General features: G+C 71.2%; 12 protein-coding genes. 3 read left to right on the forward strand and 9 right to left on the reverse strand.

Features of this window, described 5'->3' with window-relative positions; genetic code table 11:
• The first annotated feature begins 184 nt into the window (after positions 1 to 184).
• Entirely contained in the window at positions 185 to 1372 is a 1188-nt protein-coding gene (locus tag OG407_RS07620) for a serine/threonine-protein kinase (RefSeq protein ID WP_405856261.1), read from the forward strand.
• A gap of 2 nt (positions 1373 to 1374) precedes the next feature.
• Here OG407_RS07620 and OG407_RS07625 read toward each other — a convergent pair whose 3' ends face one another.
• The 5 genes from OG407_RS07625 to OG407_RS07645 form a co-directional block, all read right to left on the reverse strand.
• Positions 1375 to 2034: a hemerythrin domain-containing protein gene (locus OG407_RS07625; protein WP_405856263.1), complete on the reverse strand. Its 660-nt coding sequence runs from the start codon at positions 2032 to 2034 to the stop codon at positions 1375 to 1377.
• A gap of 8 nt (positions 2035 to 2042) precedes the next feature.
• Positions 2043 to 2960, reverse strand: a complete 918-nt coding sequence (locus OG407_RS07630; protein ID WP_405868317.1) for a TIGR03619 family F420-dependent LLM class oxidoreductase — start codon at positions 2958 to 2960, stop codon at positions 2043 to 2045.
• A 115-nt stretch (positions 2961 to 3075) separates the two neighbouring features.
• Positions 3076 to 5727: a BTAD domain-containing putative transcriptional regulator gene (locus OG407_RS07635; protein ID WP_405868319.1), complete on the reverse strand. Its 2652-nt coding sequence runs from the start codon at positions 5725 to 5727 to the stop codon at positions 3076 to 3078.
• 379 nt (positions 5728 to 6106) lie between these two features.
• The gene (locus OG407_RS07640) at positions 6107 to 7030 is read right to left on the reverse strand and encodes an SGNH/GDSL hydrolase family protein (RefSeq protein ID WP_405856265.1); all 924 of its coding nucleotides are present in this window, start codon (positions 7028 to 7030) and stop codon (positions 6107 to 6109) included.
• Positions 7031 to 7457: 427 nt separating this feature from the next.
• Positions 7458 to 7664, reverse strand: a complete 207-nt coding sequence (locus tag OG407_RS07645; RefSeq protein ID WP_405856267.1) for a hypothetical protein — start codon at positions 7662 to 7664, stop codon at positions 7458 to 7460.
• Between the two features lie 204 nt (positions 7665 to 7868).
• Here OG407_RS07645 and OG407_RS07650 point away from each other — a divergent pair, with 204 nt between their 5' ends.
• Entirely contained in the window at positions 7869 to 8162 is a 294-nt protein-coding gene (locus OG407_RS07650; RefSeq protein WP_405868321.1) for a winged helix-turn-helix transcriptional regulator, read from the forward strand.
• 196 nt (positions 8163 to 8358) lie between these two features.
• Positions 8359 to 9369: a zinc-binding alcohol dehydrogenase family protein gene (locus OG407_RS07655; RefSeq protein WP_405868323.1), complete on the forward strand. Its 1011-nt coding sequence runs from the start codon at positions 8359 to 8361 to the stop codon at positions 9367 to 9369.
• Positions 9370 to 9843: 474 nt separating this feature from the next.
• Here OG407_RS07655 and OG407_RS07660 read toward each other — a convergent pair whose 3' ends face one another.
• The 4 genes from OG407_RS07660 to OG407_RS07675 form a co-directional block, all read right to left on the reverse strand.
• A complete protein-coding gene (locus tag OG407_RS07660) occupies positions 9844 to 10413 on the reverse strand; it encodes a sigma-70 family RNA polymerase sigma factor (RefSeq protein ID WP_405856269.1) in 570 nt (189 codons plus the stop codon).
• Between the two features lie 216 nt (positions 10414 to 10629).
• The gene (locus tag OG407_RS07665; protein WP_405856271.1) at positions 10630 to 10893 is read right to left on the reverse strand and encodes an anti-sigma factor family protein; all 264 of its coding nucleotides are present in this window, start codon (positions 10891 to 10893) and stop codon (positions 10630 to 10632) included.
• 6 nt (positions 10894 to 10899) lie between these two features.
• The gene (locus tag OG407_RS07670; protein ID WP_405856273.1) at positions 10900 to 12300 is read right to left on the reverse strand and encodes an FAD-binding oxidoreductase; all 1401 of its coding nucleotides are present in this window, start codon (positions 12298 to 12300) and stop codon (positions 10900 to 10902) included.
• Positions 12301 to 12509: 209 nt separating this feature from the next.
• Complete coding sequence (locus tag OG407_RS07675; RefSeq protein WP_405856275.1) at positions 12510 to 15707, reverse strand: AfsR/SARP family transcriptional regulator; 3198 nt, start codon at positions 15705 to 15707, stop codon at positions 12510 to 12512.
• Positions 15708 to 15786 lie beyond the last annotated feature (79 nt).

Below are 15786 nucleotides of genomic sequence, written 5' to 3' on the forward strand. Positions count from 1 at the left end.
CGTCGAAGCGTGTCCCCATTTTACCAGCGCGCCTGCGGCCCGCCCGCCGTAGCGGAGCATGTGCGGGATCGCGGTCGGTGACCGCCTGTCCGCCAGTAGGCTGTGACAGCTGCGCCACCCCACCAACACCCCTTCCCTCAAAGGGACATGGCTTGCAGCAGTCGAGTCGTTCCACTGCGTGAGGATGAAGCAACAGGTGCTGATAGCGGGCCGGTACCGGCTGAACACCACCATCGGACGCGGCGCGATGGGCGAGGTCTGGCAGGCGTACGACGAGATGGGCGGCCGTCCGGTGGCCGTCAAGCTCCTGCACTCCCAGAACTCCGAGCCCACCGCCACCGCCCGCTTCCGTCTGGAGGCCCAGACCGCGGGCCGGCTCAGCCACCCCCATGTGGTCGGCGTCCTCGACTTCGGCGAGCAGGAGGGCCGGCTGTACCTGGTGATGGAGCTGGTCGACGGAGACAGCCTCTCCCACGTGCTCGCCCAGGCGGGCTCCCTGCCGGCCGAGCACGTGGCCCACATCGCCGCCCAGTCGGCCGCGGGGCTCAGCGCGGCGCACGACCAGGGCATCGTGCACCGGGACATCAAGCCCGGCAATCTCCTCCTCGGCGCCGACGGGTCCGTGAAGATCGCCGACTTCGGCATCGCGCACTTCATGAACGACCCGAACGGCGCGCTCACCGCGACCGGCCAGATCGTCGGGACCAGCCTGTACATCGCACCCGAGCGCGCCCTGGGCCAGCCTGCCGGGCCGCCGTCCGACGTCTACTCGCTCGGCTGCGTGCTCTACCAACTCCTCACCGGACAACCGCCGTTCCGCGCCGGCAGCGCCATCGCCGTCCTCCACCACCACCTCGACACGCCCCCCGTACCGCCTCGGGAACTCGGCGTCGGCCTCCCGCCCGCCTTCGAGAACTATCTGCTCGGCCTCCTGGCCAAGCGCCCCGAGGACCGTCCTACGGCGCGCCAGGTGGCCGAGTGGTTCGCGTCCGGCGCATGGAGGGGGCACCCCGAGCCTCTTCCGGCGGCCGCACCGCGCCCCGAGCCGAAACCGAACGTGACCGCCTGGGACGCCCCCGCGAAGCCCCGGCCGAACGCGGCTCCCGGCTCCGGCCCTGGCTCCGTGACCACGTACGCCTTCCCGTCCGCCACCGTCGGCAGCACCGCTCCGGCCCACCGGACCCGGCGCCGGCAGCGCACGGGCGGTCGCGGTGTCGCCGTACGCCGGTCGAAGACGGTGGGCACGGTCGCCGCCGTGCTGGTCTTCCTCGGGGCGCTGCTGATCGGGTTGGCCTGGTTCTCCCCCGACCACAGCTCGGCGGACACGTCGCCGACGGACCCGCCCAGCAGCACGAGCCCCGCCACGCCGTAGGCTCACGCCCCGCGCAGGCGGGCCTCCCAACGGGCGTGCGAGCGGCGGCCGGTCAGGCGCCACAGGACGCGGGCGGGCAGTGGCGCCTTGGTGAGGATCGCCCGCTGTTCTTCGGGGGTGGCCACCGCCATCAACGCGCTGAAGGCGCGCAGCAGATGCTTCTTCTCCAGTTTCGCCAGGCTGATCTCGCCGAGTTCCTCCCACTCGGCGACGGTCAGATATTCGGCGGCAAGCGGGAGGATGATGTTCTCCTCCTCGTCCATGTGCGCGGTCAACACCGTTCCCAGTTCGGCGAGTCGAGCCGCGACCTGCTCGCACAGGGCCGGCCGGGGATCGGCGGCCAGTCCGTCCAGCGTGCCCCGCACCCGCGTGACCAACTCTTCGAGCCGGTGGTGCTGTTCCTCCATACGCGCGATCGCCTCGGCCTGCACGTCCGTCCGCGCCGCGAGCCGGGGCCAGAGGAATTCGTCCTCGCTCACATGGTGGGCTTCCAGGCCCATCAGCATGAACTGCACTGCTTCTACGACCAGTTGGGCCCGAGCGGTGTCGCCGGGCCGCAGTCCGCGCACCAACTCCGGAAGTTCCGCGCAGGATTGGCGGAAGGTGCGATGCACCACCACCATGTCGTGGACATCCGGCTTCGAGGTGACTACGTCAGACATGGTGCTCCCTAGCCCTTGCTCAGCTGGTCGTGGAAACGGTGTGCCAGGTCCGTCAGCTCGTCCGCGTTCCGCGCGGTCTGCTGGAGGTCGATGAGGACCTCGTCGGCGCCGGCCGCGTGGGCCGCGAGCAGGTAGTCCGAGACCTGTACGACCGTTCCGCGGTGCGGGACGGCGTCGCTCGGTGCGGCCTCGGCGGTCACCACGGGGTTCACCCGGACCACGGTGCGCAGGGCGTCGGGGTCACGTCCGTTGGCCTCCGCGGCCTGGCGGATCTGGCTGACGACGTAGGCGAGTTGGGGCACCGGAAGTGCCACGCCGGCCCAGCCGTCCGCGCGCCGGCCGATGCGTTCCAGCGTGGCCGGGGTGAAGCCGCCCAGCAGGACCGGCGGGCGGGGGCGCTGTACGGGGAGCGTCCCGAGGTGCGCGCTCGGGATCGTCCACAGGGCGCCCTTGTGCTCGGCCGACGAACCGGACCAGACGTGGTCGAGGACGTCCAGGATTTCTTCCAGGCGGGCCCCGCGCCCCCGCCACGGGACGCCGATGGCCTCGTACTCGTCGGAGGACCAGCCGAGCCCGAACCCGATGTCGAGCCGTCCCCCGCTGAGGATGTCGACGGATGTCAGTGAACGGGCCAGCAGGAGCGGGGAGTAGAAGGGCGCGTTCAGGGTGCTGGTGCCCAGGCGCAGCCGTCGGGTGGCGTGCGCCAGGAAGGACAGGGTGGCGATGGGGTCCAGGAAGGTGCGGTACTCCTCCGGTACGGGACCGCCGCCGGGGTAGGGGTCGCGGGGCTGTGTCGGGACCAGGGCCCGGTCGCCCACCCACAGGCTGTCGTAGCCGATCGCTTCGACCGCGGCGGCGAATCCGGAGATCGTGGCGGGGTCGGTGAACGATCCGTACTGGGGAGAGCCCAGGCCGATCTTGAGCATGTCTGTCACCTGTTCGAGGAGTTCTGCGGTCCGTTCTCGGCTCACCGTGCGGGACACGGATCGACGCTCGATCAACGGCGCGTGAACGCGGGACCGGCTCGGCGAGCGGACAGCCTCAGCGCTTCGCCGCTTCCCGCCGCAGGCGGTCGCTCACCTCGTACACATGCCGGGCCGCGGCGATGTTCACCTCGGCCCGGTCCGAGCTCAGTGCGGTGAACAGGCGGGCCACTTCCTGGAGGAAGTAGGCGGGGCTGTTCGGGTCGTCCTCCGCGCCGGCGACGGTCTCCGACTCGGCGAAGAACGTGACGGCCTCCGAGATCCGCCCCCGGTCCACCAGGACGACCGACAGCAGCCGGGCCGCCATGAAGAACGTCACCGGGTCCTCGCCGTCGCGCAGCCGCCGGATCGCCTCGCGCAGATCGGTCTCCGCCGCTGTGAGATCACCGCGGATGAAGGCGAGCCAGGCCCGAATGTGCCGGATCTGCGCCTTCAGCGCCGGGTCGTCGCACCGTTCGACCGTCGCCACCGCCTGGTCCGTGATGTGTTCCAGCTCCCGCTGATGCGCGGGCCCGGCGAAGAGCCCGCTCGACGCGATCACCGACAGCGCGGCGACGACGATCGTCGAGGCATCGGGGATGTCGCGCAGCACCCGGGCGAACACCGAGACCAGCAGCGTGTGTTCGGCCAGCAACCAGGTGTGTGCCTCCTCGGCGTCGGCGAACCGCAGTCCGGGCAGCGGCACCGAGAAGAGATGGATGCTGAGCGAACCGGCCCGCTCGGTCGCGCTCATGGCCTGGAGCAGGGTGGCGTGCAGGAACATCGTCAGCCGCACCAGCGCCGCCTCGCGGTCCGCGACGGGGTCCTCGCGATCGGCGCGCCGGGCGGCGAACGCCCGTACCAGATCGTGGAATCGGTAGCGGTCGGCCGAATGCGGTTCGAGCAGCCCGGCCTCCACCAGGTGCTCCAGTTGCTCCTCGGTTTCGTGTTCCGGCTGGTCCAGCAGGACCGCGGCGACGGCGACCGGGAAGTCGGCGGCGTCGAGCAGGGCGCACAGGCGCATCGCGCGGGCCCGGTCGGGGGCGAGTGCCCGGTAGCCGACCTGGAAGGTGGCCTCCACCGACATGTCTCCGGCCCGCAGTTCGTCTAGCCGGCGTTCCTCGGCGCGCAGGCGCTGCAGCTGAGCACCGAGCCCGCGTCCGGGGCGAGCCGCCGTGCGGGCACCGATGATGCGCAGCGCCAACGGCAACTGCCCGCAGGCGTGCACCAGTTCCAGCGCGAGGTCCGGGGCGGCGGCGATCTCGGCGTCGCCGGTGAACCGGCCCAGCATGGCCACCGCCTCCCGCTGATCGGGCACCGGTACCTCGAAACGCGTCGCGCCCGGCGGTACGAGCGACCGGTGCCGGGTCGTGATCAGCGCGGCGTTGCCGGGTGTGCCCGGGAGCAGCGGGGTCACCTGGGCGGTGTCGGACGCGTTGTCCAGCAGCACCAGGATCCGGCGGTCGGCGGTCAGGGTGCGATAGGCGCCGGCGCGGACGGTGGGCGTCGCGGGGATCCCGGCGGCGGGCATGCCGAGCGCGAGGAGGAAGTCGACCAACACGTCCGCGGGGTCGGTGGGTTGGCCGCCGTCGCCCCGCAGGTCCACGTAGAGCTGCCCGTCCGGATAGTCGCCGCGGATGCCGTGGGCGACGCGGAGCGCGAGCGCGGTCTTCCCCACGCCGCCGATCCCGCTGAGCACCGCCAGCGCGACGGCTTCCCCGCTGGGCCGCAACGCGAGCCGGAGCCGCTCCCGCAGCCGCTCCCGACCGACGAAGTCGCCGGGTGCCGGGGGGAGTTGCTGTGGGCGGACGCGGGCCGGGGCCTCCTCGACCCGTGTGGTCGCCGACGGGTCGGCTTCGGGGGCGGCGGCGGAGGCTGTGGCATCGGTCGATGCCGTAGGCGCCGTAGGACCGGTCGGGGCGGTGGCACCGAACGACGGCGCGGTACCGGCGAGTTGCCCCTCGGGACGCGGCTCGACGACGTCGGGCTCGGTGCCGCTGAGGATGCGGGTCTGCAGCTCACGCAGCTCCGGCCCCGGATCCATGCCCAGTTCGGCCACCAGGGTCTCGCGGGCCGAGGCGTAGACCGCCAGGGCCTCCGCCGTCCGCCCGGCGCGGTACAGCGCACGCATCCGCAGCGCGTACAGGTCCTCGCGGAGCGGATGGTCGGCGATCAGGGAGATCAGTTCGGTCGCGACGCGCGCGTGGTCGCCCAGTTCGTCGGCGCAACTCAGCTGCGCCACCTGGGCGTTGAGCCGTAGATCGACGAAGCGTCCGCGGTGTCTGCGGGCGTAGGGGCCGGGTACGCCGGACAGCGGCTCCCCCGACCACAGGGCGAGCGCGGCGTCGAACGCCCGCAGGGCGGGGGCGGTTTGCCGCGCGGCACGCAGTTCCTCGCCGTCGCGGACGAGCCGTTCGAAGCGCAGGGCGTCAACGGCCTGTTCCGGAATGCCGAGTTGGTATCCGCCCTGGGTGGTCTCCAGTCGGGAACGCTCCTCGCCCAGCGAGAGGCGGATACGGTAGACGTACGTCTGCACCGAGCGCACCGCGTTGCCGGGCGGCTCTTCCCACAGGGCGTCGATGAGGTGGTCGAGGCCGCACTGGCGTCCTTCGCCGAGCAGCAGCCGGACCAGAACCGCGCGCTGCAACGGGCTGCCGAGATCCAGCACCTGCCCGCCGCGTCGACCGCTCAATGGCCCCAGCAGCCCGAATTCGTACCCGCCCAACGCCATTGCCACTCGACGGATTCTAGTGGCCGAACAAAACGGAAGGCGTACCGGCGCCGATCGTGACCATGCCCGCCCGGGGATCCGGAAAGCCGAATCCAGGGCGGGCTGTGGTTATGGCCGGCCGTGCTGCTCGTGCTGTACGAGGGGCACGGGTCAGCCGCGGCGCAGCATCATGACGACAGCGACGATGACAATGATGACGACGACGGTACCGAGACCTATGTACACGGCTTTCTCTTTCTCTCGGGGAGCGGCACCCCTGGGTGCCGCAGAAAGCCGAGTACCCCCGACAAGGCCTTTCAGCCCGCTGCGGCACCATGATGGGGAAAGCCCTCGGAAAACGAGCCGGTGCCCCCCGTTCCCCTCAGGTCGTCGGCTCAGGTCATCGGCGGTGCGCGGCGCAGTGGAGGGCGCGCTCCACCGTGGCGGCCATGGCCTGCTGGCCCTGGGCGTTGGGGTGGGCGGGCGCGGCCGGGGCCGGGGCGACCAGGGGCTCGATCCAGCGCTCGCCGACTGGCTTGCACATGTCGTGTCCGACCGTCGGGGTGTAGGTGTCGACGAAGCGCGCGCCGTTCGCCGCCGCCTGGTCCGCGATCATCGCGTTGAGCTTCTTCTCGGTGTCCCGCAGATAGGCGAAGTCACCGGCGGCGAGCGGTACGGCGGAGCTGGTGCAGCCGACCCCGTCGTCCGGGAACAGGTCGGGATAGCCGACCACCAGGACCTTGGCGTACGGAGCCCGCTGCCGTACGGCGTCCAGCGCGGCGGCGATCTTGGGGGCGATGTCGTCGACGCGCTGGGCCAGCCGGTCGGTGCCGTCGCTCGTGAAGAAGGTCTGGCACGGGTTGCCCGTCGGGTCCTTGGCGGCCAGTCCGGCGCAGGTGGCCAGGTTGCTGGAGAAGCCGAGGTCGTTGCCGCCGATGGTCAGGGTGACGACGTCCGTGTCCGCGCCGAGTGCGTCCAGTTGCGGCGCTTGCGAACCCTGGGTTCCGGCCAGGGCGGTTGTCGTCGCACCCGAGCAACTTACGTCGGTCACCTGCCAGCTGTTCGCTGCCGCGAGGAGGGACGGATAGTTCTCGTCGGACCGGGCGCACGTGGCGTCGACCTGGTTCGGGATGCCGGGGCCGGAGGCGTAGGAGTCGCCCAGCGCGACGTAGTTGACGGTGGTGTCCGCGCTGGGTATCTGGGCGGCGCTCGCCGCTGTCGCTCCCGCGGCGGCGAGGGCCATCGCGCAACACGCCACCGTGACGCCTCGCAACACGCTTCGCCGGCCCGGAGTTCCCTTGGTCTGTTCGCTGTTCAAGTCCATCCATTCGTCGGACCCCCGGAGCACTCGTCGAGTCGCTCGGCCAACAGGCGTCAGGCGCGGGGGCGTTGTGCAGGCGTGACGTCAAACGGCCGGCGCGCCAAGGAGGTTCGCTGCTGGGGGTAGTGCCGTATTGGTTGTGGCTGCGCCGGAGGTGGGACTCGGCGTAGGCGTGGGCCCGGAAGGCGAGGGCGGGGTCGTCGGAGAGCTGGATGCCGGTGGTGACACGGGTGGGGTTGAACGCCTGCGTGTTCCAGGCGGCTGGTGCAGTTCGTCGGTGAGGTGGTGGGCGGTACGGGTGGCCGCGTCCGCGGCGGTGAGGTCGGCGCGTCCGGCCTCCGGTTCCCAGCGGTACCGCACGGGCCGCCCGGCGCGACGAGGTCGGTGTCACCGCCGTCGTGCAGGTGGAAGCGGACGGCCATCCCGCGGGTCACCGGGGCGGTGTCGGGCGGGTGCGGATCGCCCGGTCCTCCCACAGTTCGTCGATGAGGGTGTCGCGGTGGACGACCGCTCCCCCGGCGAGCAGCAGCCGGGCGACGATCGCGCGGGAGAGGGCGCCCGGAAGAGCGACGGCACCGCTCGCGTCGGCCAGCTCCAGACGGCCGAGCAGTCGGAGGTGCAGGGCGTCGTCGTTCATGTGTCAGCCTTCATCGGCGGTTCCGATGCCCGAAACCTGGATTCCCCATCTGGATTCCGAGCATGCCCATGACCGTACGAGGCAGGCGGTGGTTACCCGCAAGGGATACTAGTACCCATTGGGTACTGTTGGCGTATGACCAAGACATCGGGCCTCTGCGAAGACCCCAAGAGCGTCTACTCCGCGGCCTGCCCCTGCCGCGACATGCTGGACCTGCTCGCCAACAAGTGGAGCGCCCTCGCGCTGGGCGCCCTGGAGGACGGCCCCCAGCGCTTCGGCGCACTGCGCGCCCGGCTGCAGGGCGTGAGCCCCAAGGTCCTCACCCAGACACTGCGCCGCCTGGAGGACTACGGCCTGGTCGACCGCGAGATCTACGCGGAGGTCCCGCCCCGCGTCGAGTACAGCCTGACCCCGCTCGGCAAGGACGCCTGCGCCCCGCTCTCCCATCTGCGCAGCTGGGTGGAGCAGAACATCGACCGGTTCCCGGAGTCCGCCTGACCTGACGACGCCTGCCCTGACGACACGCGGGGCTCCTCACAGCCGCTCTACCTGGATGGTTTCTTTTGGGAAGCAAGATCCCTTGATGGTTACTACCTCCCGATAGGTACCTTGCGGGTCGTGGCCGCCGGTCCTCGTCGGCCCACCGCACGAGTCGAGGAGATCCATGATGAGCGAGACCCGGAAGCCTGCGACGATGCCCGCCGTCGCGTACCGCAAGAGCCTGCCGATCGACGACGCCGAGAGCCTGGTGGACGTCGAACTGCCCGTGCCCGAGCCGGGTCCGCACGATCTGCTGGTCCAGGTGGAGGCCGTCGCGGTCAATCCCGTGGACTACAAGGTCCGGCAGAGCAACGACCCGGGCGGTGAGCTCAAGGTGCTCGGCTGGGACGCGGCCGGTACGGTCGTCGCGGTCGGTGAGCAGGTGGAGTTGTTCGAGGTCGGCGACGAGGTCTTCTACGCCGGTGCGATCGACCGGCCGGGCGCCAACTCCCGTTTCCACACGGTCGACGAGCGCATCGTCGGCCGTAAGCCCGGCACGCTCTCCTTCGCCGAGGCGGCGGCGCTGCCGCTGACCTCCCTCACCGCCTGGGAGGGGTTGTTCGAACGCCTCGGTCTGCGCGAGGGCGCCGCGGAGGAGACCGGCACGCTGCTGGTGACCGCGGCGGCAGGCGGTGTGGGAGCCATGGTGGCTCAACTGGCCCGGGCCCTCACCGGCTTGACCGTGATCGGCACCGCGTCCCGGCCGGAGACCGTCGCGTTCGCGCGTCGCATGGGCGTGACACATGTCGTCGACCACCATCGTCCGCTGCCGGCGCAGGTGGCCGAGGTGGCGCCCGGCGGGGTCGACCACATCTTCGGCACCGCGGGTACGGACCGGAACCTCGCCGCGTACGCCGACATGCTCAAGCCGTTCGGCGGGCTGGTGGCGATCGACGACTTCGGTTCCGTGGAGATCGGCCTGCTGAAGGCGAAGAGCATCTCCTTCCACTGGGAACTCATGTTCACTCGCTCGCTGTTCAGGACCCCGGACCAGGTGACGCAGCACCACATCCTCGACCGGATCGCCCACCTCGTGGACGAGGGCGCCCTGCAGAGCACGGCCACGCAGGATCTCGGCACGATCAACGCCGCGAACCTCCGCGAGGCGCATCGCATCCTGGAGTCCGGCAGCGCCATCGGCAAGGTGACGCTCACCGGATTCTGAGTCGGCTGTGAACCTCCTTCTTCCCCGCCGCGTTCACAGAGCGGATCCCCGCTTACCGGGCGGATGGAGAACAGGCCTTCTCGTAACCATTGAAAGGTGACGGGCATGCAATTGACGAGGTTCACGCAGGAGCAGAGAATCGGCCATCTGCTCAGCTGGGCACATGAATGGAACGGAACCGGGCGAGGGCGAAGTATGTGGGCGTACTCCCTGAGCCTGGGGGGTTCTCACGCCCTTCTGAACGATTGGGTCAACAACGAACGGCTCATGAATCGCCTTACTCCGGAGGAGAGGAGCGCGGTGGAGGCGGCACGCCGGCGGGCGACTCAACGCGAGACCGCCGCGGAACGGGTGGCTCAGTAGCCAGGGATACTCGTACGTCATTCACCGCATGAGAAAGGGAGCGCCGAGGCTGTCGGCGCTCCCTCTCCGCATTCCGGGCAGGCGTCGCGCTCTTTCAGCGCCGCCGACCGCTCACGAGGTGTACCCCCGCTCGGCCAACGCGGCCCGGAGAGCCCTGAGGGCAAGGTGCGTCCGGGACTTGACCGTGCCCGGCGGTATGCCCAGCGTCTCCGCCGTACGGGCCACCGACTGGTCCAGGAACTCGACGTGGACGAGGATCTCGCGGTGCTGCAACGTCAGGTCCGCCAAGGCCTCGCGCACGATCTTCCTGGTGAGGGCCGGGTCCATGGATTCCGGGCCGGGCATGTCGTTCAGGGCGGTGTCGATCGTCTCCGGCGGCCGGGCCTTGCGGGCGCGGTAGCCGTCGATGACGAGGTTGCGGACGACGGTGACGAGCCACGGCCGTATGCCCTCCGCCGCTGGATCGAGGATGTCGGCGTTCTGCCAGGCGCGCAGGACGGCTTCCTGGACCAGGTCCTGGGCCTGATGGCTGTCGCCCCAGAGCAGTCCGGTGGTCACCCTCAGCAGGAACACACCGTGTTTGTCGTAGACGGCGCGGATGAACGCCTCGTCGCGTGCCCGGTCACGGGTTCCGCCGGTCCGGCCGGGCCGTGCGTCCCGGATTCCTGTGTCGTACCTCATCGCCACGTTCCCCCGATGCGCCGTGGGTCGATGCACGGCGCGCCAATTCGTTGAAAGCTGAACGGGGCAACCTTCGGGGGGACCTCTTGCCGGCGGCTTGATGTGCGCTTGCCCGGCCCGCGTGCGCGAGGACAGGCTCAGGAAAGGTGCGGGAAAGGGCGGCGGCGCCGAGCACGCGGACACGCTCTACGGGCGGGCGCCGGTGAGCCGGGATGCTCAGGAGCCGGCCACCCCCGGGATCTCCGCCAAGGCCGCGCGGACCGCGGCTTCCCGCAGTTCGGGGAGCTTGCCGGACCAGTTGCCCAGCATCTCCTCGGCGGGCAGTGTCCGGGCGGCGGCGAGAGTGGTGCGGAGCCCGTCCACGTCGGCCGCGCACGCCGGGCACTCCCGTACATGGCCGTCGACGCGTACCGCGTCCGCGGGATCGAGGGCCGCCATGGCGTACGCGGCCAGTTCGGGCATGTCCTTCTCGCAGTTCACGTCAGGTCACCGCTGTTCCGGAGTGACGTTGTGGTTGTTGACCCGGAACAGGTTGCGCGGGTCGTAGTGCCTCTTCAGAACCCGCAGCCGCTCCAGGTCGTCGGCGGTGAACACGTCCTCCGCCCGGTCGTCACGGCCCGCGAAGTTCGTGTACGCGAGCCCCGTGGACCAGGGGCTCAGTCGCTCGACCAGCCCGCCGAGCATGGCCATTCCGGCGTCGACGATCTCCGGTGGTCCGACGGTCGCTCCCCACACGTTGAACTCGGCGTCCCGGGCGGCGATGGGGCTCGCCGCGACCGGCCGATCCGTCAGCGCTCCGCCGAGATGCCTGATCTCCAGGGCCGTGAGGAGTCCGCCGGCCGCCAACTGGGCGCTCTCCACCAGGGAGTTGACCGCCTCGGCCGGCAACTCGGTGAGAAGGGTGCCCAGTTCCTCGTACGGGAAGGGATCGGCCGGGTCGGTGTGCACGAGGGCGAAGGCACCGTAGGGATGACGGCCGATCGTGTCGATGACGCCCTCGCCGATGGCCCGGAAGGGAGCGATGAGTTTCTCTGCCTCCTCGTCGGAGCCGAGGTGGGTGACCCGGACGTGGGCGAGGAAGCGGCCGCGCAGCGGTTCGGGAATCGCCGGTACCGACGGGAGGTTGAGCAGCGCCACCGAGCAGGTGAAGGCGTCGGGCGCGTCGCGGACCACCTCGGGGAAGGCGCGGAGCACGGCCTCGGCGTCGTCGGCGGGGAAGTAGATTCCGCCGCCGTAGAAGGAAGTCACGGGGAAGAGCCGGATCTCCAGCGCGGTCACGATCCCGAAGTTGCTGCGTCCGCCGCGCAGGCCCCAGAACAGTTCCGGTTCCAACTCCGGTGTGACGCGGCGCAGTTCACCGTCCGGTGTGACGACCTCGATCGCCACGACGTGGTCGGCGGCCCAGCCGTAGGACCGGCCCAGGAACGGGCTGAGGCCGCCGCCGATGGTGAAGCCCACGACTCCCACCAGCGGGCTGGACCCGTTCAGCGGTGCCAGCCCCTCCGCCTGGGCGGGCTCCACGACGTCCGACCAGATCGCGCCCGCACCCACCCGGGCCATGCCACGCTCGGTGTCGATCTCGACCGTACGCATCGCCCGCGTCGTGACGAGCAGGAAGTCGTCCGCGGCGGGGAACGGCTGATGCCCGGTGGCCATGACCCCGACGGGCAGGTCACGCGCGGCGGCGAACCTCACCGCGGCCCGCACATCGTCGGCGCCGGCCGCGGCGACGACCAGGCAAGGCCCTTGCTGGTAGCGCAAGTTGAAGCCCGCCACCGCTCCCGCGTAGCCCGCGTCGTCCGGGGCGAACACGAATCCCTCGATCCGGTCGGCCAGTTCGGCGACGGTGTCCTCTCCGGGAACGGTCCGCCCCTGGTACTCGGTCATGGTGCTGTGCCTTTCGTCGGAGAACCGGCCCTGTCCGACGGTCACTTGGCACAGCGGGGGACACGGCTCCACGACGCGACGCGAGGCGACACGGCGGCGGCCGCGTCCCGGTGACCAGGTGCCGTCTGGTCGCTGCTACGGCGCGCACCTCGAAGAGGTTCACTGTCCGCGTACGGTCCGTCGCCGGGCCGCTCGCCAAGGTCAGGGGCTCAGCTGAAGGCGGCCAGCACGGAGGGGCTGTCCGCGAGCCAGTCGCACTCCTGGTCCGCCCCACCCGGCCCGTTCGCCCCGTAATGGGCGTCCAGCCTGTCCAGCAGCACGCCCACCGCGTGTCGGGCGAGCGGTTCCAGGAGCCCGGCGTGCGTCTGGCGCCCCCGGTCGATCCAGGCCCGCGCGTCGTCCGCGGCGGTGGGACTCGGCGGACCGAACGTCGCGAGGACAGCCAGACCGACGGCCGCGACCGCTCTGCGGTCGGGCGGGGCTCCCGGACAGCACCAGACACCGTGGAGAATCCGCTCCGCGTCCGCGAAACGGCCGCCCCGGACCGCCAGCACTCCGCGCAGGTTGGCCACGGCCGCCTGGAGGTCGTCCGCGCCCAGTTCGTCCGCGAGCCGGCTCACGTCCGTCAGCCGCTCGTCGGCCGCCGCGAACTCCCGCTCGGTGATGTCCAGGCAGACCAGCCTGAGCAGTACGTACGCCCAGCGGGTACGCGCCCCCACGGCACGCAGGATCCGGGCCGCTTCGGTCCACTGCTCACGAGCCCGGGTCCGCAGGCCGTCACTCTCGTCCGCGTCGCCGCAGAGGGTGAGGGAGAAGACCCGGGCGAAGTCGTCGTCGGCCGCGCGCGACGCCGCCACCGCGATCAGCCCGTGCCGACGGGCCCCCTCGGTGTCCCCGTGCTGCAGGCAGTAGGTCGACCAGTTCGTCTGCAGGACCGCCCGGTCCCAGTGGAACTCCGTGTCCACCACGGCGGCCTCCGCCACGGCGAAGCGCTCCTCCACGTCGTCGTGCCCGTTGAGCAACGCGTGGAGCGTGTCGTAGCAGAGGCCCAGGACGGCGAGGTCGGGGTTCTTCGCGTACTGCCACGCCTCCTTGTGCCTGTCCACATAGGAACTGGCTTCCGTGTGGTGTCCGGCAACGTGATGGAGCCAGGTGAGCCAGGCGATGGTGTAGAAGAGCGCCCACTCGTCCTCCTCCGTGGGCTCCGCGGTCCGCTGTCCGGCTGTCGCGTCGTAGGCCTGCAGACTGCGTTGGAGGCGGTCGATCCCCTCTTCCTCCCGGCCGTTGATGAACCAGAAGTAGCCCAGCCGCGCCTCCAGCAGCAGGGCCTCGGCCTCCCGGGACCTGGCCGTCATCAGGTCCGATGCCGCCCTGATGTTGGCGGACTCCTCGGTGAGGCGCCTGGCCCACTCCCGCTGGTCACGGGAGGAGAGTCCCGCGCTGCCGTCGCGGACGAAGCGCGCGGCCCATGTCATGAGGCGTTCCTCGGCTTCCGGCGCGCGGCCCTCCTCCCGGAGCCGGGTGAGCGCGTACTCGCGGACCGTCTCCAGCATCCGCAGCCGGTTCCCGTCGGGCGTGGAGACCGGGACGAGCAGGGACTTGTCGACCAACTGCCCCAGGACGTGGAGCAGTTCGGCGCTGTCCGCCCCGGGCAGGGGAGTTGCGGCTTCCACGATGTCGAGGGTGCAGCCGCCCACGTACAGGGCGAGTTCCGTGAGCAGCCGCTGTTCGGTGGTGTCGAGGAGGGCGTAGCTCCAGTCGAGGACTGCGCGCAGGGTGCGGTGTCTGGCGGGCGCGGTGCGCTCCCCCTTGATCAGCAGGGTGAAGCGGTTGTCGAGGCGGGCCTCGATCTCACGGACGGTCAGGAGCCGGACGTGCGCGGCGGCGAGTTCCACCGCGAGCGGCAGTCCGTCGAGCCTGCGGCAGAGGCGGCGGATGTCGTGCAGCGCCGCCGCGTCCGGGGCGAAGGACGGGTCGATCATCGCGGCCCGGGTGCCGAACAGGTCCGCGGCCTCCTCGTCCGGCATCGGCGCGAGCGGGTACAGCACCTCGGCCGCGACCTCCAGCGGTGCCCTGCTGGTGGTCAGGACGGTCAGTCCGGGACACCGGCCCAGCAGCGTCGCCACGAGCGGGGCCACGGCGTCGAGCAGGTGCTCGCAGTTGTCGAGGGCGAGGACGGCCGACCGTCCGGCCAGGAACGAGGTGAGCCGCTGGACGTAGTCGTGCGGTGGCTGGTCGGGCCGGACGGAGGTGTCGGACAGGCCGAGCGCGGAGGCGACCACCGCGAGCACGTTCGCCTCGTCGGCCGGGGCCAGATCGACCCACCAGACGCTGCCGCGGGACGGCTGGACCAGCGCGCACATCTCCAGCGCCAGACGGGTCTTGCCGACGCCGCCCGGCCCCAGCACGGTCACCAGCCGCTCCCGGCCGACGACTTCGCACAGCGCGGCCAGCTCCTTGCGCCGGCCGACGAACGGGCCCAGCGGGCGGATCGGGCCGCCTTCGCCGGACACGGGTGCCGGGCGGACGTCCGTGCGCGGGGAGGACGGCCGGTCGGGCAGGGAACCCGGACCCTGGAGAGTCGACTCGTGCCCTTGCGGCGCCGGTTCGCGCCCTTGAAGAGACGGATCGTGCGCTCGACGCGACGGATCGCGCCCCTGGAGGGACGGATCGTGGCGGAGTATCGCGGCGTGCAGGGAGCGCAGTTCCTGCGAGGGAGCGACGCCGAGTTCGGACTTCAGCAGGCGACGTCCCGTGTTGTAGACCTCCAGGGCCTCCGCGAACCGCCCGCAGCGGTAGAGCGCGAGCATGAGACGGGCCCGGGACCGCTCGCGCAGCGGTGCGAGGGACAACTGGGCCTGCAGTTCGGGGACCAGCTCCTTCGCGCGGCCGAGTTCGAGGCCCGCGGTGGCCGCGTCCTCCAGAGCGCCGAGCCGCAGATCCTCAAGGCGGGTCCGCTCGGTCTCGAAGACCCGTCCCTCCAGGCCGTCCAGGGCGCGACCACGCCACATCGACAGCCCCCGCCGTAGCTCGCTCTCGGCCTTCTCGTACTCCGCCGCCGCGAGATGCTCACGCCCGTCCCGGACGGCGGCCTCGAAGTCGGGTACGTCGACCTCGTCCTCCGGTCCCAGGACGATCCGATAGCCGCCGTGGTCGAACAGCAGGCGGGTGTCCTCGCCCCGCGCCGCGAAGGCCGCGCGCAGCTTGGCCATCTGGACCTGGAGCGCGCCGACCGGGTTCTTGGTCGTGCGCTCCTCCCACAGTTCTTCGACGAGGCTGTCGCGCTGTACGACGGCCCCGTGGGCGAGCAGCAGCCGTCCCACGATCGCCCGGGACACGGCGCCGGGCGGGACGACCGCGCCGTCGGCGGTCACCAGCTCCAGGCGGCCGAGCAGTCGAAAGCGCATGCCCGCCATCCTGCCGTGGCCGGCCGAATGCCCCGAAGGGCTCGTCGGCGCGTCGCGGAGCGAGCGTTCCGGGTCGATG

Origin of the sequence: Streptomyces sp. NBC_01515 (assembly GCF_045040345.1) — a bacterium.
Classification (GTDB): Bacteria; Actinomycetota; Actinomycetes; order Streptomycetales; family Streptomycetaceae; genus Streptomyces.